Source organism: Kibdelosporangium aridum (assembly GCF_900176515.1).
GTDB lineage: Bacteria > Actinomycetota > Actinomycetes > Mycobacteriales > Pseudonocardiaceae > Kibdelosporangium > Kibdelosporangium aridum.
On record NZ_FWXV01000003.1, the window covers coordinates 947,133 to 965,656 of the forward strand.

Below are 18,524 nucleotides of genomic sequence, written 5' to 3' on the forward strand. Positions count from 1 at the left end.
TCAAGGCGAATCACCTGTTTGTCGAGATTCTTAACTCGCCGTGCCGCTGCTTACCGTGCGGGTATGGGCACACCGGGGCTTCCGAACTACCACGGCAGGCAATTGCTGCGTGAACTCAAACGACTGCGTGAGCTCGCGGACATGACGCAGGAAGAAGCCGGCCGGAAACTGCATCTCACTCTGCAGAAGCTCAGCCGGATCGAGAACGGGCAACTGCCCGGATACCACGAGCTTCGCGCGATGCTCCGGCTTTACGGAGTGGCGCCCCAGGAGTGGCAACCGCGGCTGGAACTGTGGGAGCGAGCGCGAAAACGGGGCTGGTGGCGTGCTTTCGGGCTGAAGGACTCCAGTTACGTCTGTATGGAACACGAGGCAGCGCGGGCATTCGAGTTCTCACTGGGTTTGCTGCCCGCGCTTCTGCAGACCGAGCGATATGCCAGGGCCAGCCTGCGGCACGTCGACGACGTCGAGGCCGCGGTGAGTGTCCGGATCAGACGTCAACGTCGCCTTTTCGAGGAGGAGAACCCGTTGGTGCTGCACGCGCTGGTCCACGAACCGACCTTGCAGCAAGGGGTTGACCGGGAACAGCTGCTGCTGTTGGCCGAGCGCGCCCAGCTGCCGAACGTCACGCTCCAGATCGTGCCGCAGTCGGCGGGTTTGCACGACGGGCTGGACGGGTCGATGACGCTGCTGGAATTCACCGACCCGCACGAACCGGACGTCGTCTGCACGGAGTCCGTCCTCGGCCTCGCTCAGTCACAGGACATCGGCAAGACAGCGGCTGCCCGGCGCCGTCTCGACCGGCTGACCACGCTCGCGCTTACCCCGGAGGACTCTTTGGACACCATCAAAGCCTTGATCTGGTGACTGTTCAGGCGCTGAGCGCCACGGAGTCCCATCGGCGCTGCCTGATCCGCACGGGAACGTCCTCGCCGCGGGCTTGCGCGGCGAACACCTCGGCTCTGGCGCGCAGCCACCATATGGCGGTGCGCCAGATTCCCAATGCCATCAACGCGCCAGACACTAGCAACGCGTATGTGAACGAGTTGGTGATGTCCAGGACCAGCCCAATACCCAGAGCGGCAAGGGTTGCTGCGAGGAATCCGCCGACGTTGACCACGCCGCTCGCCGTGCCCACGCGTGTCAGTGGGTTGTAGTCACGGGCGATGGAGAAACCGATGGCGGACAACGGCAGTCCAAGGGCGATCACGCCGAACACGAAACCGAGCAGCACGGGCGGCATCGGGCTGATCAGCAACACCGCCCAGAGACCGACCGCCGCGACGAGATACCCGGCGATGAGAAGCATCCGCAGTTCGGGACGACGGCCGATCACCGCACCGATCAGCGGCCCGCTTGTGATCGTCACGATCACCATCACGCCGAGTACCGAACTCGCCGCGCGCTCGGAAAGCCCGTGGGCAGCAACGAGATATGGGAAGCCCCACAGCAACGCGAGTACCGCGGGCAATTGCATTGTGGCGAAGTGCACCCAGAACCCAAGCCGTGTTCCGGGAGTACGCCACGTGTCGCGCACATTCCGGGCCACCGCGCGGATGTTCATCACTTCGCCGCGCGGCGCTGGGCCGTCAGGTGTGTCCTTCAAGCGGGACGCGACCAACGCGTACCCGGCCGTCGCCAGTCCGGCGATCAGGAACGTCGTTGTCCAGCCCGCGTCGTGCAGCAGCAGCGTCAACGGCACGGTCGCTGCGAGGTTGCCGAGGCCGCCGAGCGCCGCGGTGAACGAGACCACTAGCGAGTACTGCCGCGCGGAGAAGTGCGCGGATGTCAGGCGGAGCAGGCTGATGAACGTCATCGCATCGCCGGAACCCAGTACCGCACGGGCGACCAAGGCGAGCGGATACGACGTCGCGACCGCGAACAACACTTGGCCGGTCCCCATCAGCAACGCCGCCGTGACAAGCACTTTGCGTGGGCCGAACCGGTCGACCAAGAGTCCTGTCGGTACCTGCATCACCGCGTACACAAGCAGTTGCAGCACGGTGAACGTGCCGAGCGCGGCCGGTCCGACCCCGAACCGTTCCGTCGCTTCAAGACTGGCCACCGCGAGCGAACCGCGGTGGAAGACCGCCGCCATGTAGACGACCACTGCCGTTCCCCAGATCACCCACGCCTTGGTGGCGGCGCGCACGCGGACCCCTCTCCGGTCAATTAGATAGCCAACCTATGCTAACGAACCGCTCCCACCACAGCCCACCTGCCGGAACGTGTGCGCAGCACCACAGCGACGAGCCGGATCACCATGAACGCGGCCAGTCCCGTCCAGATCCCAGCCAGTCCCCAGCCGAAGAACATCGACAGCCAGATGAACGGCAGGAAGCCGACGATCGCCGCCAGCAGCGTGGCGTTGCGCATGAACGCCGCGTCACCCGCGCCGAGCAGCACACCGTCGAGTGCGAACACCACACCCGCGATCGGCTGCAGCGCGACGAAGAACCACCACGCGTTCGGGATCTCGGCCAGTACGGAAGCGTCCGGCGTGAACACCCTGGGCAATATCCCGGCCAGTGCGGCGAAGACCACACCGAGCAGGCAGCCGAAGATCAGCCCGTACCCGGTGACCTGCCAAGCGATCTTGTGCGCCTGCCGGTCGTCCTCGGCGCCCAACGCCTCCCCTACCAACGACTGCGCCGCGATCGCGAGCGAGTCCAGGACGAGCGCGAGGAACGTCCACAACTGCAGGACGACTTGGTGCGCGCCGACCGCGGCGGTCGAGGTGTGCGCCGCGACCGTCGTCGCCGAGATGAAGCACGCCTGGAAGGCCAGGCTGCGGACCACCAGATCGCGTCCCAGCCCCAGTTGCGCCCGCATCTTGCCGAACTCCGGTTTGAGCGACACCTTCTCGACGATCAACGCGCGGACGAACATCGCGCCCGAGATCACCTGCGCGACCACGTTGGCGATCGCGGAGCCGTCCAGCCCCATGCCGGCCACGTGCACCAGGATCGGGCACAGCACCGCCGACAAAGCATTGCCCGCCAAGACATATCGCAACGGGCGAACGGTGTCCTGAACACCACGCATCCAGCCGTTGCCCGCCATCGTGATCAAGATGAACGGCACGCCGAACAAGGCGATCCGCAGCCAGCCGACAGCGGCGTCGGCGACTTCCGGCGAACCGGACAGCAAGTCGGCGACCGGCCGGGCGAACACTTGCCCCGCGACGATCAGCACAAGTCCGACGCAGACCGCCAGCCACGTCGCCTGCACGCCTTCGGCGACCGCATCGGCCCGCCTGCCCGCGCCGTGCAACCGGGCGACTCGCGCGGTTGTGCCGTACGACAGGAAGGTCATCTGGGTCGAGACCTGCGCGAGCACGATTCCCGCCACCGACAGGCCCGCCAGGGGTACCGCGCCGAGATGGCCGACCACGGCGGTGTCGACCAGCAGGTAAAGCGGCTCGGCCGCGAGCACGCCCAACGCCGGGACGGCAAGCGAGAGCAAGCGCCGAAGCGGCGTCACAGGCTTTCCCCTCGGTAAGGTGTGTTATCCGGTTTGACCCCTGACAGCATAGGTGTAAGGACCGCTCGTGGACAATGCCGATTACATGGACGTGGCCGTGAGATTGGCCAACGCCGCCCTGACGGACGTTTCCGCACTTCAGGAGGCATTGCACGAGGAACCCTGGTGGGCCACCCGGGTCACTTCCGAGGACTTGGCCGCCCTGCGACCGGTCGCCGATGGCCTGCGTACGGCTTTCGCCGCCGCGGTCGCCGACGACACCCCAGGCGTCAGCTCGGCGGTGAACGCTCTGCTGGAGGCCTATCCGCTGCGGCCTCGGCTGTCGGCAGGACACGATGCCGAACCGAACTGGCACATCCACGTCGCCGACCCGGACGAGCCGCCCGCGACCGAAGTCGCTGCCGCGGCCGCGTGGGGAATCGCGCACGGCATCGTCCGGTACGGCCTGTCGCGCTGGGGTCAGTGCGCGGACGCGAACTGCGAGAACTACTTCCTGGACACGTCGACCAACCGGGCGAAGCGGTATTGCTCGCCACGGTGCGCCAACCGTGTGCACGTCGCCGCGCACCGTTCACGCCAACGTTCGACTGGTTCGAGAGCTTCGTTGAACGATCTAGAGCGCGACGCCCTACGCTGAAGCGTGTGAGTGATCTCAAGGGCGCTATCGAACTGCTGCAGACGGCCACCGACGTGACCCTGCTGGCGCACGTCAACCCGGACGCGGACGCGCTCGGCAGCGCACTGGGCCTTGGCCTGGCGCTCCACCGCCGCGGCGCCACCGTACGGGTGTCCTTCAGTTCACCCGACGAAGTGCCGGAAACGTTGCTGCCCTTGGATTACGCGAACCTGCTGGTGCCCGCGTCCGAGGTGCCCGAGGTCGCGCCCTTGGTGATCGCGCTGGACACCGGCAGCGTCGCCCGGCTCGGCAAGCTCGGCGATCGCGTCGCCAACACGATTGCCGCGGGCGGGCAGGTGCTCGTCGTCGATCATCACGCGTCGAACACGTATTACGGCACCCACCACGTGGTCAACGAGCACGCCGTCGCCACTGCGGCGCTCGTTGCCGAACTGCTGGACGCGATGGGTGTGGAGCTTGATTTCGAGCTGGCTTCGTGCGTGTACGCGGGGCTTGTCACCGACTCGGGGTCGTTCCGGCGGGCGACACCGGAGACGCACCAGCTCGCGGCTCGGCTGCTGGAAGCGGGCGTCGACCCGGACAAGACCGCGCGCTCGTTGATGGAAGCGCATCCTTTCGCTTTCCTGCCAATGCTTGCCGCGGTTCTCGGCCGGACGAAGCTGGACACGTCCGCGGCGGGCGGGCGAGGCGTCGTGTACACGTACGTGACGCTGGCGGACGCGGCGGACGTCCGAGCCGAAGAAGTCGAGTCCGTCGTCGACATCGTGCGGACCACACAAGAGGCCGAAGTCGCCGTGGTGTTCAAGGAGATCGAGCCCTTGTCGTGGTCGGTCTCACTCCGCTCGGTGTCCGATGTGGACGTTCAGGAGGTCGCGGTCGCGCTGGGCGGCGGCGGTCACCGGCGAGCGGCCGGGTACGTCGCCGAAGGCCCGGTCGAACCGTTGATCGAGACGTTGCTGGCTACGCTGTCGCGCTGATCCGCTCGCCGACGAACGTCAGCACCTCGGGCATGACCGGCTTCCAGTAGTCCTGCGTGTGCCCGCCCGGGGTGATCACGGCCTTGGCTGGTTTTGTCTGGTTGATCAGGGCTTTGGTAACGGTGATGCAGGAATCGCTCGCACCGCACCAAACTCCGAGCGGTACACCCGCGAGGTCGTTGGTGTGCCTGAGCGGTTCGTTGGCCTCCCAGTGCGCCTGGTCGGCGAACACCCGCTTGGACTTGGCCGTCGGCCAGTCACGGAACAACGCCGGGCTGATGGCCACAACGGCCTTGAGGTCCTTGCGGGTGCGCCCGAACCGCAGCGCACCGAAAGCACCCATCGAGATGCCGAACGCGGCCTGGATCGGCCCGAGTTCCTCAAGCAGCATCTTCTGCGGGTTGTCGCCTGGTTTCCCGTCCACCCAATAGGTCTCGGAACCGCCATCGACAGCGACGACCGCGAACGGCTTGACGCCGGCCTGCACGACCTGGGTCAGGGATTTCTGGACGTCCAGCCGGACCATCCAGCTCGCGTCCTCCCCACGACCATGGAGTGCGACGCATTTCGGCAGGTCATCGGGGTTGTGACCGTCCGGCGCCATCGTGATCACCGTGACGTCACGGCCACGCGCCTTCGACGTGAGCTTCGTGTTCACGACCGATTTCACTGATGTCGTGGTCGGCGGTGATGGCGGTGACGGTGGCGGGGTTGTGACGCTTGGGCGCTGGTTCTCGACGGTCGTGCAGGCACTGACCGCCAGGCCGGTCATGCCCAGGATCACTGTTCGTCTCGACAACCCCACACAGCCAAGCTACCCGGTCGTGACCTTGCCGGTTTCGAGGAACGTCTTCAGGTCGGACAGCAGCTCAGGCCACCCGCCGCTTTGCGGCAGCTGACCGCTGACGGCCTTGTGCATCATGCTGCCGTGGTCGAAGTCGTCGTGGATGACGGTCAGTTTGACCTGGCGATCGGTGGGTTCGATCACGAACGTGACCTTGGACTGGCGTTCCTTGGCGTACTCGGCGAGCTGCTCCTCGGTCCAGCCGAACACCTCGGCGTGCATGGACTGGAACGTGTGCCAGGTGTAGGAAAGCCTGCTGTACGGCTCGGCTTCCAGCACGACCTGGCCGTGATCCTCGATCGGGCCGCCGTCCTCGTACTGCAGGTCGACGCGTGAGCCGACCTGCCAGTCGGAGACCAGCGCGAGCCCGCCCCAGTACTCGCGGATGAACTTCGGCTCGGTCAGCGCCTGCCAGAGCTTCTCGGGGGTAGTGCTGATGTACGTGGTGTAGACGAACTCGGGCTTGTCCATGGGGTCCAGCTCCAATGCGGTCTTCAAGTCGGCGAGCACCTGCACGCGACCCCGGTGGTACTGGTTGATCCACCGGTCGGCGATGGCGTTGATCGGCTCGGCGTTGAGGTAGTGCAGCTTTTCCCGGCCACGCCGCACAGTCGTGACCAAGTTGGCGCTGATCAGGACGGCCAGGTGCTTGCTGACGGATTGCCTGGCCATATCCAGGCCGCCACACAGCTCCCGCAACGTCTGACCGGTGCGCTGGTTGAGGCTGTCGAGCAACCGCCTCCGGCTCGGATCAGCCAGTGCCCGAAATACCTCATCCATGCTTCTACCTCGCATACGCAGCCGTTCAGCTGCCTTTCACAATAGGCAGCCATCCGGCTGCATGTCAACCCGGCTGTCCGCAGCGACAGCTCGCGGCCCGAAACTGTCGTACCCCTGCCGTAGTGTTGAAATTGGGGGTTCCCCAGGCAGGAATTGCTGGTGCGGAGGGGGCTGCGCTGATGGGTGGCGCCGACCGGGACTGTCGGTGGGTACCGCTAGCTTGTGATCGTGGCATCGAACTGGGAGCAGTCCCTCAGCTCTCTGCTCGGCTCGGCACCTGAGCCGGGCGGGGCTCCGTTGGGCGTCGAGTTGACGCTGGCGACGGAGCCGCTGGTGTCACGCGCCTGCGGACCAGCGCCAACGGTGTTCGCGAAGGTCGTACGGCAAGGGCGAAGCGGCTGGGTGAGCGGCAACGTTTCGTGGGGCAGGCTGACCCCGTTCGAGGGCTACAACGACGCGCATGTCCGGCTGCTGCGGCAGATGTACGCGGTCTACAAAGCGCAGGACATGTACCCGCGCGACGAGAAGGTCATCGACCTGTCCCGGTTCGAGACCCGGCACTTGTGGCCCATGCTCGACGAAGCGCAGCAGATCGGCGTCGAGTTGATGAACGCCGACTACGGCTCCGGCGACCTGTTTCTCGACGCGACGGATGGGGACGAGCTCGTCATCAGGCCTGTTGTCCGGGTCGACGGCCAGGAAGACGTTGTCCCCGTGCGGTTTCTCGGCGATGGGCATGGGCTGGTCTACGTCAGCCGGGAGGAGCTGGACGAAACAGGCGAAGTCGACGAGTGCCGGATCGGCTTGGCCAAGCTGGCCAGGCCTACGCCGAAGTCCTTGCAGGACATGGTTCTCAGTGACCAGCGGCTGCGGATCCCGGCAGCGGAGAAGTCGCGGTTCGTCGACCGCTACTACCCGCGGCTTCGGCACACCGCCCAGTTCGTCTCGGCCGACGGGTCGTTCACGCCGCCGTCGATCTCCGGGCCGACGCTGCGGCTCAACGCGTCCTATCGGGACGATCACCAGCTGGACCTTGATTGGGAGTGGCTCTACCGGGTCGGGAACTCGGAACTGCGCGCACCCCTCGACGCGGAGCCGGAGGCGTACCGCGATCTCGACCAGGAGCAGCAGATCCTGGCCAGCCTGACGGTCGAACCGCAGGGCCGCACGCTGTGGGACGTCAACACCATGCGGTTCACCACCGAGGTGCTGCCGCAGATCGAGGAGCTGCCCGGGGTCGAGGTGGAGGTGTTCGGCGTCCAGCCGGACTACCGCGAGGCGGGTGCGGTCCGCATCGGGTTGTCCACCGAGGAGATCCCCGGCAAGACCGACTGGTTCGACCTGACGGTGACCATCACCGTCGACGGCCGCACAGTGCCGTTCATGGACGTGTTCCTCGCGCTGACCCGCGACGAGCAGTACCTGCTGATGCCGGATGGCGCGTACTTCTCGTTGCAGAAGCCGGAACTGCGCACCTTGCACAAGCTGATCATCGAAGCGCGCGGGTTGCTCGACCAGCCGAGCGATTCACTGCAGATCAGCCGGTTCCAGGCCGGGTTGTGGGATGAACTGGCCAACCTTGGCGTGGTCGACCATCAGGCGCGGGCGTGGCGCAACCAGGTCCGCGGGCTTCTCGACGAGGTGCCGGAGTTCGACGTTCCCGAGTCGCTGGACGCGCAGTTGCGGCCGTATCAGCTGGACGGGTTCCGCTGGCTGACGTTCCTGTGGGAGAACCACCTCGGCGGCGTCCTGGCCGATGACATGGGCCTGGGCAAGACTCTGCAGACGTTGGCCCTGATCTGTCACGCTGCCGCAGACGTGCCGTTCCTTGTGGTCGCGCCGACGAGCGTGGTGTCAACGTGGGAAGCCGAGGCCACCCGGTTCGCCCCGGGCCTCCGCGTTGTCTCCATATCGGACACCTTGCGCCATAAGGACTTGGGTGCACTGATCGAGGGCGCCGATGTGGTCGTGACGTCGTATACGTTGATGCGCCTCGACGTCGAGCATTACGCGAAGCTGCGGTGGGCGGGCGTGATTTTCGACGAGGCACAAGTGGTCAAGAACCACCAGTCCAAAGTGCACCAGTGCGCCCGCAAGCTGCCCGCGCCGTTCAAACTGGCGATCACCGGCACGCCGATGGAGAACAACCTGATGGAGCTGTGGTCGCTGCTGTCGATCACCGCGCCTGGGCTGTTCCCCAGCCCGGTCAAGTTCCAGCAGTACTATGCCCGCCGGATCGAGCGGACCGGTGACCCGGACCTGCTGGCACAACTGCGGCGCCGCGTCCGGCCGTTGATCAAACGCAGGACCAAGGACCAGGTCGCCACCGATCTGCCCGCCAAGCAGGAGCAGATCCTCGAAGTCGAGCTGCATCCCAAGCACCGCAAGGTCTACCAGACGCATCTGCAACGGGAACGTCTGCGGATCTTGGGCATGGTCAAGGACATGAACGCCAACCGGTTCACCATCTTCCGGTCGCTGACCATGCTCCGGCAGCTGAGCCTGCACCCGGCACTGGTCGACGAGAAACACCAGGACCTGCCGTGCGCCAAGGTCGACGCCCTGCTCGACCAACTGCATGAGGTCGTCGAGGGTGGCCACCGCGCGCTGGTGTTCAGCCAGTTCACCAGTTTCCTCGACATCGTGCGCAGCAAGCTGGACGTCCCGTACTGCTACCTCGACGGCACCACCCGCAACCGCGGCAAAGTCGTGCAGCAGTTCAAGGACGGCACCGCGCCCGTGTTCCTGATCAGCCTCAAAGCAGGCGGCTTCGGCCTCAACCTGACCGAGGCCGACTACTGCTTCCTGCTCGACCCGTGGTGGAACCCGGCAACCGAGGCGCAGGCGGTCGACCGCACCCACCGGATCGGCCAGTCCCGCAACGTCATCGTCTACCGCCTGATCGCCAAGGACACCATCGAGGAGAAAGTCATGGCGCTCAAGGCCAAGAAGGCCGAACTGATCGCCAGTGTCCTCGACGAAGGCGACATGTTCGGCTCAAGCCTGGACGCCGATGACATCCGCGCCCTGATCTCCTGAAAGGTGACTGAGAGATGCCCCACCTCGGCCTGACGGCCATCGTCGTGCGGGACTACGACGAGGCGATCGCCTTCTACGTGGACTCGCTCGGCTTCGAACTCCGCGAAGACACACGGCTGGACGAACGCAAGCGATGGGTTGTCGTGGCTCCGCCCGGGTCGACGGAATCCGCCATCCTGTTGGCCAAGGCTGCATCTGACGAGCAAGCGGCCCGTGTCGGCGACCAGACAGGCGGGCGCGTCGGGTTCTTCCTGAACACCGACGACTTCGCCCGCGACCACGCCCGAATGGTGCAAGCCGGCGTCACATTCATCAGGGAACCACGACACGAGCCATACGGCACAGTCGCTGTTTTCGTTGACCTGTATGGCAATCGCTGGGACCTCATCCAGCCTCGACACTGACAGGATCACGCAGAAATGCACGCCGCTTATGGTTTCGTGGGAGCAGGTGCGATCACGGCCGCGATCGTGGAAGGTCTCAGCACGGCCGAACCTCCCGCAGTATTCCTGTCACCACGCAGTCGAAGCGTGAGCCAGGAACTGGCAAGCCGGTTCCCTCATGTGCAGGTGTGCGGCAGCAATCAGGAAGTGCTCGACAGCACGACGTCGATCGTGCTGGCAGTGCGTCCGCAGATCGCGCGCGATGTCCTGGCAGAGTTGACGTTCCGGCCAGAGCACGTCGTGATCAGCGCGGTGGCCGGCGTGAAACTGGCGCACCTGGCCGAATGGACCGCACCAGCACGACAGTTCGCCCGAGTCATACCCCTGCCATCGGCCGCAGGCGGTGACAGCCTGACGGTGATGTACCCCGACAACGCCGTCGCACGAGACCTGTTCAGGCGCGTCGGCGGTCTTGTCGTACCGGACAACGAGACGAACCTGGAAGTGTTCAGCGCGTCGACGGCCACATTCGCCGCACATCTCGACTACCTCGCCACAATCACACGCTGGCTCGCCGACCACGGCGTAAATGAAGGCGACGCGACCACGTACATCAGGCACGTCTTCGGCCAGCTAGGTCAGTCCTTGCTCCACCGCAACGTCTCGTTCGCCACGCTGACCGACGAACACATGACTCCAGGCGGCATCAACGAGCAAGTCCTGACCGCCCTCCGGCGCGACGGCGTGCCAGATCTAGTTCGGCATGCCCTCGACCAAGTACTCACGCGCCTGCGCTCGTAACAGCGGTGTTGGGGCTGATCCGATATTCCCATTGGATCTGGGCAGCTGCCATAGCCACAGCCATCGTCGCGATCACCGTGAACCTACGGATGAGGCGCATTGAGAGCCGCGGTCCCGCGACCTTGCTGGGCATCGCGACCTTGCTGGGCATCGCGACCTTGGCGTGCGTTGTCGGCGCCGGTCTGCTCGCAGGCTTGGCGATCCGAATCGCTCACTAGTCCTTGAGAACGACCGACCTGGCCGGGGCGGGTTCCCCGGCCAGGTCCGCTGTGTCGTTATTGGGCGTCGGCTGTTGCTGGGGTGCGGTCGTCGAATTGGGTGCGGTAGAGCTCGGCGTAGCGGCCGCCGACGGCGAGGAGTTCTTCGTGGGTGCCGCGTTCGATGATGCGGCCTGCTTCTACGACGAGGATGAGGTCGGCCGCGCGGACCGTGGACAGTCGGTGGGCGATGACCAACGCCGTCCGGCCTGCGAGGGCTTCCACGAGTGCTTCCTGGACTGCTGCTTCCGATGACGAGTCCAGGTGGGCGGTGGCTTCGTCGAGGATCACCACGCGGGGTTTGGCCAGTAGCAGGCGGGCGATGGTGAGGCGTTGACGTTCGCCGCCGGACAGCCGGTAGCCGCGTTCGCCGACGACAGTGTCGAGTTGGTCAGGCAATGAGCGGACCAGGTCAGCGAGGCGGGCACGCGTCAGCGCGTCCCAGAGTTCTTCGTCTGTCGCCGATGGGCGGGCGAGGCGGAGGTTCTCGCCGATGGTTTCGTGGAACAGGTGGCCATCCTGGGTGACCAGTCCCATCGCGTCACGGATCGAGGCGAACGAGAGGTCTTTGACGTCCACTCCGGACAGTCGGACGGTGCCGGAATCCGCGTCGTAGAGCCGTGGTGCGAGGGAGGCGATGGTCGATTTCCCCGCGCCGGATGAACCGACAAGGGCAACGAGCTGACCTGGCTCCGCGCGGAAGGAAATCTCATGCAGGACTTGGTCACCGCCTCTGGTGTCCAGCACCGCGACGTCCTCAAGGGACGCCAGCGACACCTTGTCCGCTGCCGGGTACGCGAAGTTGACCTTGTCGAACTCGACCGAGACCGGGCCGTCCGGAACGGTCTTCGGGTTCGGCTTCTCCTTGATCAACGGCGACAGGTCGAGGACCTCGAAGACCCGCTCGAAGCTGACAAGTGCGGTCATCACGTCCGCGCGCGCATTGGCAAGACCGGTCAACGGTTGGTAGAGGCGAGTCAGCAGCAGCGCCATCGTGACGACTGTGCCTGTGTCCAATTGTCCTTCCAGGGAAAGGTAACCGCCGAGACCGTAGACCAGCGCCAGCGCCAGCGCGGACACCAGCGACAGGGCCGTCATGAACAGCCATTGGTTCACCGCGGCCCGTACTCCGATGTCCCGCACGCGGCGCGCTCGCCTGCCGAACTCCGCCGACTCGTCCTGCGGGCGACCGAAGAGCTTGATGAGAGTCGCACCCGGCGCGGAGAAGCGCTCGGTCATCTGTGTGGTCATTGCCGCGTTGTGTCCAGCGGCCTCGCGTTCCAGACCGGCCAGCCTGCGCCCCATCTTGCGCGCCGGCAGGTAGAAGACCGGCAGCAGGATCAGGGCGAGCAACGTGATCTGCCACGACAGCACGATCATCACGCCCAACGTCAGAACCAGCGCGATGATGTTGTTGGTGATCATGGACAGCGTCATCGTGAACGCCCGCTGCGCCGCGATCACGTCGTTGTTCAGCCTGCTCACCAACGCACCTGTGCGCGTTCTGGTGAAGAAGGCGACCGGCATGCGCTGAACATGATCGAACACGGCCTGCCGTAACCGCAGGATCAGCTCCTCGCCAACGCTCGCCGACCGCCAACGTTCGACGATCCCGATGACCGCGTCGACCACCGCGATCGCGGCGATGAGCAACGCGAGGCCGACGACGATGCTGGAGTCCTCCCGGTTGGTGATCGCGTTCAGGACACGGCCCGCGATCACCGGCGTCGCCACCGCCAACACCGCGGAGATAGCACTGAGCAGCAACAACGCCAGCACAGCGCCGCGCAGCGGCCGAGCGAACCGGATGATCCGGCGGATGGTCTCCCGGCTGACGCGTTGGCCTCCTTCCTGCATGGCGCTTTCCATCGCCATCCAGGACGAGAAGTTCATGTCCACGGTGTGTCTCCCCAGGCGGTTCGGACGAGTGCCCCTAGTCTGCGACCTCAAGCAAAGTTGAGGTCAACCCTTGGAGCACGATGACGTTAGCGCGAGGGTCCGACAATTTCAGACTTTTTCCTGGTCGGGAGGTGCAGCGGCCGAAGTTGTCGTACCTCCGCGGTAGCCCTGAAATCAGGGGGTCCCCCTGGGGAATTCGTGGTGCGGTGGGGGCTGCCCTGCGGGACTTGAGGCGTCCGAGGGTGCTCAGCCGGGGTTGGAGGTACTCAGCGGGTGAGAGCTCCTCGTGCCACGGTCGCTGGCTCCCCGTTTCGACAGTCGGGCGGCGAAAAGATAGGCTGCCTCGCCCGCCCCTGGCCCCGATTCGCACTGCGCAGGAGACGATGACCCGCTACGCACTTCTTGTCCTTCCTGCGATGAACCGGGTCTATGCCGAATCGGCGATCGGGCTGACCATCGCTGAGCTGGGCGTGTTCAACCAGGCAGTCCTTGGCGGCAAGGTCGGCGACATCGCCGAGACCCGGATCGGCGGGATTCCCTACATCGCGTTCGAGGCTGATGAGTTGAGCGACAAGGACGCCGACTTCCTTGCCAACATGTCGAACATCTACGCGTTGTTCCGGCAGGAGGGTCGTTTGCTCGAACCTGTCGAACTCAACAAGCTCGACAAGTTCGACGACGACCTGATCACCATTCAGAAGTACCAGGGCAAGACCAACGAGCACTTCACCAAGCTGCTCCTGAACGTCACCCTGTTGGCTTGCGAGCAGGCCGGCGAGATGCTCGACCGCCGGTTCAAGGTGATCGATCCCTTGTGCGGCCGGGGAACCACGCTCAACCAGGCGTTGATGTACGGGTACGACGCCGCCGGGCTCGACATCGACCAGAAGGACTTCGAGGCCTACTCGACGTTCATCCAGACCTGGCTGAAGCGCAAACGCCTCAAGCACGAAGCCGAGGTCACGCGGATTCGCCGGGAACACAAGAACATCGGCCGCAAGCTGCACGCTTCCATCGGCGTCACAAAGGAAAGCTACAAAGCGGGCGAGGCGCTGGAACTCACGTACATCAACGGTGACACGGCGAAAGCGGCCGAGTTCTACCGGGCTGGCACGTTCGATCTCGTTGTCGCGGACGCACCCTACGGCGTCCAGCACGGCAGCCGGACCCAGCAGCAAGGTCTGCACCGCAGTCCGCTCGAGCTCGTCAAGGCGGCTTCGCCCGGGTGGGCGAAACTGCTCAAACCCGGTGGGGCACTGGGTATTTCGTGGAACACCAACGTCGCCAAGCGCGAAGACGTCGCCGAGGTCCTCGCGGACGCGGGCCTCGAACCCGTGGCAGCCGGGGACTTCAAGCACCGGGTCGACCAGGCCATCGTCCGGGACATCGTGGTGGCCCGCAAAATGTAAAGGCAGGGCTGGAAAAGCCCTGCCTGCACTATCAGTCCTCTGTGTCCTGTTCGCGGGGTGCGCGATACGGATCCGCCTCACCCGCCGGCTTCGCGCCGGTCGCGATCCTGGCGACTTCCTCGTCGGCTTCCTTCACCTTGGCGAGCAGGTCGTCGATCCGCCGGGCGTCCTCGGGGATCGTGTCGGCCACGAACGTCAGCGTCGGCGTGAACCGGACGCCGGTGCCTTGGCCGACAAGGGAACGGAGCACACCCTTGGCACTCTCCAGCGCCGCGGCCGCACCCTTGGTGTCGGGCTCGGCGTTGAGTGAGTCACCGAAGACCGTGTAGTACACGGTCGCGTCCTGCAGGTCACCGGTCAGCTTGACGTCGGTGATCGTCACCAGCGTCAGCCGCGGGTCCTTGACCTCGTGCTCCAGGGCGGACGCCACGATTTGCTTGATCCGCTTCGCAAGTTTGCGGGCGCGGGCCGGATCGGCCACGGCGCTCCCCTCCTCATCGTCACTAAAACCTAGTCGTCCTCGGGACCGACAAGCCGGTGCCGTGCGGACAGCAGCTGCAGTTCGGGTCGGCCTGCCACGAGCCGTTCGCATGCGTCGAGCAGCTCACGGACATGGGACGCGTCCGGCGCCACTGCCGCCACCCCGATCAGGGCACGACGATGCAGGTCGAGATGACCGGCTTCGGCCACACTCACCTCGAATTTGCGCCGCAGCTCCGCGACAACCGGCTTGACCACCGACCGCTTCTGTTTGAGCGAATGGACGTCACCGAGCAGGATGTCCAGCTCGAGTGCTCCGACGTACAACGGGCATCACCGTATGAATGATCGAAAGAACCCGTGTGGGGCTCGGTCGCCCAAGCCCCACACGGACTGGCAATCAGCTGCGCGGCTTCTCGCGCATCTCGTAGGTCTCGATCACGTCGTCGACCCTGAGGTCGGAGTACGAGCCGAGCGTCAGACCACATTCGTAGCCTTCGCGGACCTCGGTCACGTCGTCCTTGAACCGCCGAAGCGAACTGACCGGCAGGTTCTCCTGGACCACCTTGCTGTCCCGGATCAACCTGGCCTTGGCGTTGCGCCGGATCTCGCCGGACATCACCAGGCAACCGGCGATCGTGCCGAACTTGGAGGACTTGAACACGTCGCGCACCTCCGCGCGGCCGAGCTCGACCTCCTCGAACTCCGGCTTGAGCATGCCCTTGAGGGCCTGCTCGATCTCGTCGATCGCCTGGTAGATCACCGAGTAGTAGCGGATGTCGATGCCTTCGCGGGCGGCCTGGTCGGCCACCTTTGACTCGGCCCGCACGTTGAAGCCGAGGATGATCGCGCCGGACGCGATCGCCAGGTCGACGTTCGCCTTGGTGATGCCACCGACACCGCGGTCGATCACCCGCACCTGGACCTCGTCGCCGACCTCGATCTTCATCAGCGCGTCCTCGAGTGCCTCGACGGTACCCGAGTTGTCGCCCTTGATGATCAAGGTGAGCTCGCCGGTCTCCTTCAGTGCCGAGTCCAGGTCCTCAAGCGAGTACCGCTTGAACTTCGCGGCGTTCTGCGCGTTGCGGGTCCTGGCCTGGCGGCGCTCGGCGATCTGCCGGGCCACCCGGTCCTCGTCGACAACCAGGAACGTGTCACCGGCACCGGGCACCGACGTGAAGCCGATGACCTGGACCGGACGCGATGGCGTGGCCACCGTGACGTCCTCGTTGTACTCGTCGACCATCCGGCGCACGCGACCGTACGCGTCACCGGCGACGATCGAGTCACCGACACGCAACGAACCACGCTGCACCAGCACGGTCGCGACAGGGCCGCGGCCACGGTCGAGGTGCGCCTCGATCGCGACACCCTGGGCTTCCATGTTCGGGTTGGCCCGCAGGTCCAGCGCCGCGTCGGCGGTCAGCAGGATCGCGTCGAGCAGGCCGTCGATGTTGATGCCCTGCTTGGCCGAGATGTCCACGAACATGGTCTCGCCGCCGTACTCCTCGGCGACCAGGCCGTACTCGGTGAGCTGCTGGCGGATCTTGGCGGGGTTGGCCCCCTCCTTGTCGATCTTGTTCACCGCGACCACGATCGGCACGTTGGCCGCCTGGGCGTGGTTGATCGCCTCCACCGTCTGCGGCATCACACCGTCGTCGGCCGCGACCACGATCACCGCGATGTCCGTGGCCTGCGCACCACGGGCACGCATGGCGGTGAACGCCTCGTGACCCGGGGTGTCGATGAAGGTGATCAGCCGGTCGTTGCCCTCGAGCTCGGCTTTGACCTGGTAGGCACCGATGTGCTGGGTGATGCCACCGGCTTCGCCCGCGATCACGTTCGCCTTGCGGATGGTGTCCAGAAGGCGGGTCTTACCGTGGTCGACGTGACCCATGACGGTCACGACCGGCGGCCGGGACTCCAGCGCCTCTTCGCCGCCGGTGTCCTCGCCGTAGGTGATGTCGAAGGACTCGAGCAGCTCGCGGTCCTCCTCCTCCGGGCTGACGACCTGCACGGTGTAGTTCATCTCGGTACCGAGCAGCTCGAGCACGTCCTCGGAGACGGACTGCGTCGCGGTGACCATCTCACCGAGGTGGAACAGCACCTGCACCAGCGAAGCCGGGTTGGCGTTGATCTTCTCGGCGAAGTCGGTCAGCGAAGCACCGCGCGGCAGCCGGATGGTCTCCCCGTTGCCCTTCGGCAACCGGACACCGCCGACGCTCGGCGCCTGCATGTTGTCCATGTACTCCTGGCGCTTCTGCCGCTTCGACTTGCGGCCACGGCGCGAGGGACCACCGGGACGGCCGAACGCGCCCGCGGCACCGCCGCGACCGCCGCCACCACCGGGACGACCGCCACCGCCACCGCGGAAGCCACCGCCACCGGCAGGTGCACCACCGCCACCGCCGGGACCACCGCCACCGGGACGGAAGCCGCCGCCTCCGCCACCACCGCCGCCACCGCGGAAGCCACCGCCTCCGCCGCCGCCACCGCCGCCACGGAAGCCACCGCCGCCACCACCGGGACGGCCACCGCCGCCGCCACCGGGGCCACCACGACCACCGCCGCCGCCACCGGGGCCACCACGACCGCCACCGCCGGGACCACCGGCAGGACGCTGCGGACGAGGCGGCATCATGCCCGGGTTCGGACGCGGCGGCATGTTGCCCGGGCTCGGCCGTGGGCCGGACGGACGGTCACCGCGGTCACCGCGCGGCGCGCGGTCCGGACGGTCGCCACCTGGACGAGGGCCACGCTCGGGACGGTCACCGTCTGGACGGCCACCGCCTGGGCGCGGAGCGGACGGACGAGGCGTGGGAGCGCCACCGCCGACACCGAACGGGTTGTTACCCGGCCGCGGCGCGCGCGGACCAGGCTTGGGCGACTGCGTACGCGGCGGAACCGTGGTCCCGCCACCGCCGCCACCCTGTTGGTTGGGCTGCTGCCTCGGCCCTGGACGCGGCCCCGGCTTGGTCGACGGCGCGTCGGTACGCGCCGCGGCCGGCTTGGGCTGCTGGGGCTGTTGCTGCTGCGGGGCCTGCTGCTGTGTTTGCTGGGCCGGCTTCGGGCCAGGCCGCGGACCGGGCTTGACGCCTTGGCCTGCCTGCTTGGTCGGTGCTGCCTGGAAAGTCGCCGTATTGCTCGCGGCCGCGGCGGCCGGCTGCTGGGCCGGCTTGGGCGCGGGGGTCGCTGGTTTGGCGGGCGCAGCGGACGGCGCGGCTGCCGGGGCAGCACTGGCCGCGGCCGCTGGGGCCTGCTGTGGTTTCTGGGGTGCCGGCTTCGGGGCCGGCGGGCCGGGCCGTGGGCCTGGCTTGGCGCTGCCACCGGACTTGCCGCCCTTGGCGTCTCCGGACTTCGGGTACGAGTCCCGGAGCCTGCGCGCCACCGGCGCCTCCACTGTGGAGGACGCCGACTTCACGTACTCACCGAGATCGGCGAGTTTCGTGAGTACTTCCTTGCTCGTGACACCGAGCTCTTTCGCGAGCTCGTGCACGCGGGCCTTGCCTGCCACTGCTCTCCTCACTGGGGAGGC

General features: G+C 66.2%; 16 protein-coding genes. 8 read left to right on the forward strand and 8 right to left on the reverse strand.

From position 1 onward, the window contains the following. Positions 1–63: 63 nt before the first annotated feature. Entirely contained in the window at positions 64–867 is an 804-nt protein-coding gene (locus tag B9C43_RS23380) for a helix-turn-helix domain-containing protein (RefSeq protein WP_084428954.1), read from the forward strand. A gap of 4 nt (positions 868–871) precedes the next feature. Here the strand turns inward: B9C43_RS23380 and B9C43_RS23385 are convergent, their stop codons facing one another. Beyond that, a complete protein-coding gene (locus B9C43_RS23385; protein ID WP_084429208.1) occupies positions 872–2,098 on the reverse strand; it encodes an MFS transporter in 1,227 nt (408 codons plus the stop codon). 92 nt (positions 2,099–2,190) lie between these two features. Beyond that, complete coding sequence (locus B9C43_RS23390; protein ID WP_033381087.1) at positions 2,191–3,483, reverse strand: MATE family efflux transporter; 1,293 nt, start codon at positions 3,481–3,483, stop codon at positions 2,191–2,193. A gap of 67 nt (positions 3,484–3,550) precedes the next feature. Between B9C43_RS23390 and B9C43_RS23395 the strand changes: the two genes are divergently transcribed. Then, positions 3,551–4,120, forward strand: a complete 570-nt coding sequence (locus B9C43_RS23395) for a CGNR zinc finger domain-containing protein (protein ID WP_051894974.1) — start codon at positions 3,551–3,553, stop codon at positions 4,118–4,120. A 5-nt stretch (positions 4,121–4,125) separates the two neighbouring features. Beyond that, a complete protein-coding gene (locus tag B9C43_RS23400) occupies positions 4,126–5,097 on the forward strand; it encodes a DHH family phosphoesterase (protein ID WP_084428956.1) in 972 nt (323 codons plus the stop codon). Here the strand turns inward: B9C43_RS23400 and B9C43_RS23405 are convergent. Together B9C43_RS23405 and B9C43_RS23410 are read right to left on the reverse strand one after the other, a co-directional pair. After that, the gene (locus B9C43_RS23405; protein ID WP_143446514.1) at positions 5,081–5,902 is read right to left on the reverse strand and encodes an alpha/beta hydrolase; all 822 of its coding nucleotides are present in this window, start codon (positions 5,900–5,902) and stop codon (positions 5,081–5,083) included. The two genes, B9C43_RS23400 and B9C43_RS23405, sit on opposite strands and share 17 nt — an antisense overlap. Positions 5,903–5,911: 9 nt before the next feature. After that, on the reverse strand, positions 5,912–6,721 hold the full coding sequence (locus tag B9C43_RS23410; protein WP_084428958.1) for an ArsR/SmtB family transcription factor: 810 nt from the start codon (positions 6,719–6,721) through the stop codon (positions 5,912–5,914). Positions 6,722–6,949: 228 nt separating this feature from the next. Between B9C43_RS23410 and B9C43_RS23415 the strand changes: the two genes are divergently transcribed. The 4 genes from B9C43_RS23415 to B9C43_RS59640 all read left to right on the forward strand — a co-directional run bounded on the left by B9C43_RS23415 (position 6,950) and on the right by B9C43_RS59640 (position 11,162). Next, positions 6,950–9,760 (forward strand): DEAD/DEAH box helicase, encoded by a 2,811-nt coding sequence (locus B9C43_RS23415; protein WP_235038781.1) that lies wholly within the window; start codon positions 6,950–6,952, stop codon positions 9,758–9,760. Positions 9,761–9,774: 14 nt separating this feature from the next. Then, positions 9,775–10,164: a VOC family protein gene (locus B9C43_RS23420; protein ID WP_084428962.1), complete on the forward strand. Its 390-nt coding sequence runs from the start codon at positions 9,775–9,777 to the stop codon at positions 10,162–10,164. 15 nt (positions 10,165–10,179) lie between these two features. Beyond that, positions 10,180–10,944, forward strand: a complete 765-nt coding sequence (locus B9C43_RS23425) for an NAD(P)-binding domain-containing protein (RefSeq protein ID WP_084428964.1) — start codon at positions 10,180–10,182, stop codon at positions 10,942–10,944. An 89-nt stretch (positions 10,945–11,033) separates the two neighbouring features. Further along, on the forward strand, positions 11,034–11,162 hold the full coding sequence (locus tag B9C43_RS59640; RefSeq protein WP_268811583.1) for a hypothetical protein: 129 nt from the start codon (positions 11,034–11,036) through the stop codon (positions 11,160–11,162). Positions 11,163–11,219: 57 nt separating this feature from the next. On the opposite strand, the gene B9C43_RS23435 is transcribed toward B9C43_RS59640, so the two are convergent. Continuing rightward, on the reverse strand, positions 11,220–13,094 hold the full coding sequence (locus B9C43_RS23435; RefSeq protein WP_235038801.1) for an ABC transporter ATP-binding protein: 1,875 nt from the start codon (positions 13,092–13,094) through the stop codon (positions 11,220–11,222). Positions 13,095–13,483: 389 nt separating this feature from the next. Here B9C43_RS23435 and B9C43_RS23440 point away from each other — a divergent pair, with 389 nt between their 5' ends. Next, positions 13,484–14,509, forward strand: a complete 1,026-nt coding sequence (locus B9C43_RS23440) for a TRM11 family SAM-dependent methyltransferase (protein ID WP_084428969.1) — start codon at positions 13,484–13,486, stop codon at positions 14,507–14,509. Between the two features lie 31 nt (positions 14,510–14,540). Here B9C43_RS23440 and rbfA read toward each other — a convergent pair whose 3' ends face one another. From rbfA to infB, 3 genes are all read right to left on the reverse strand, one after another. Further along, complete coding sequence (gene rbfA, locus B9C43_RS23445; protein WP_033381079.1) at positions 14,541–14,990, reverse strand: 30S ribosome-binding factor RbfA; 450 nt, start codon at positions 14,988–14,990, stop codon at positions 14,541–14,543. 29 nt (positions 14,991–15,019) lie between these two features. After that, positions 15,020–15,316: a DUF503 domain-containing protein gene (locus B9C43_RS23450; protein ID WP_033381078.1), complete on the reverse strand. Its 297-nt coding sequence runs from the start codon at positions 15,314–15,316 to the stop codon at positions 15,020–15,022. 73 nt (positions 15,317–15,389) lie between these two features. Then, positions 15,390–18,503 (reverse strand): translation initiation factor IF-2, encoded by a 3,114-nt coding sequence (gene infB, locus B9C43_RS23455; protein ID WP_084428971.1) that lies wholly within the window; start codon positions 18,501–18,503, stop codon positions 15,390–15,392. Between the last annotated feature and the right edge of the window lie 21 nt (positions 18,504–18,524).

Excerpts from the sequence above, each read along its gene's own strand:
- B9C43_RS23380 (WP_084428954.1), top strand. The coding sequence starts at position 64 with ATGGGCACACCGGGGCTTCCGAACTACCACGGCAGGCAATTGCTGCGT.
- B9C43_RS23435 (WP_235038801.1), bottom strand. The coding sequence starts at position 13,094 with ATGAACTTCTCGTCCTGGATGGCGATGGAAAGCGCCATGCAGGAAGGA.
- B9C43_RS23410 (WP_084428958.1), bottom strand. The coding sequence starts at position 6,721 with ATGGATGAGGTATTTCGGGCACTGGCTGATCCGAGCCGGAGGCGGTTG.
- B9C43_RS23440 (WP_084428969.1), top strand. The coding sequence starts at position 13,484 with ATGACCCGCTACGCACTTCTTGTCCTTCCTGCGATGAACCGGGTCTAT.
- B9C43_RS59640 (WP_268811583.1), top strand. The coding sequence starts at position 11,034 with ATGAGGCGCATTGAGAGCCGCGGTCCCGCGACCTTGCTGGGCATCGCG.
- B9C43_RS23425 (WP_084428964.1), top strand. The coding sequence starts at position 10,180 with ATGCACGCCGCTTATGGTTTCGTGGGAGCAGGTGCGATCACGGCCGCG.
- B9C43_RS23420 (WP_084428962.1), top strand. The coding sequence starts at position 9,775 with ATGCCCCACCTCGGCCTGACGGCCATCGTCGTGCGGGACTACGACGAG.
- B9C43_RS23385 (WP_084429208.1), bottom strand. The coding sequence starts at position 2,098 with ATGGCGGCGGTCTTCCACCGCGGTTCGCTCGCGGTGGCCAGTCTTGAA.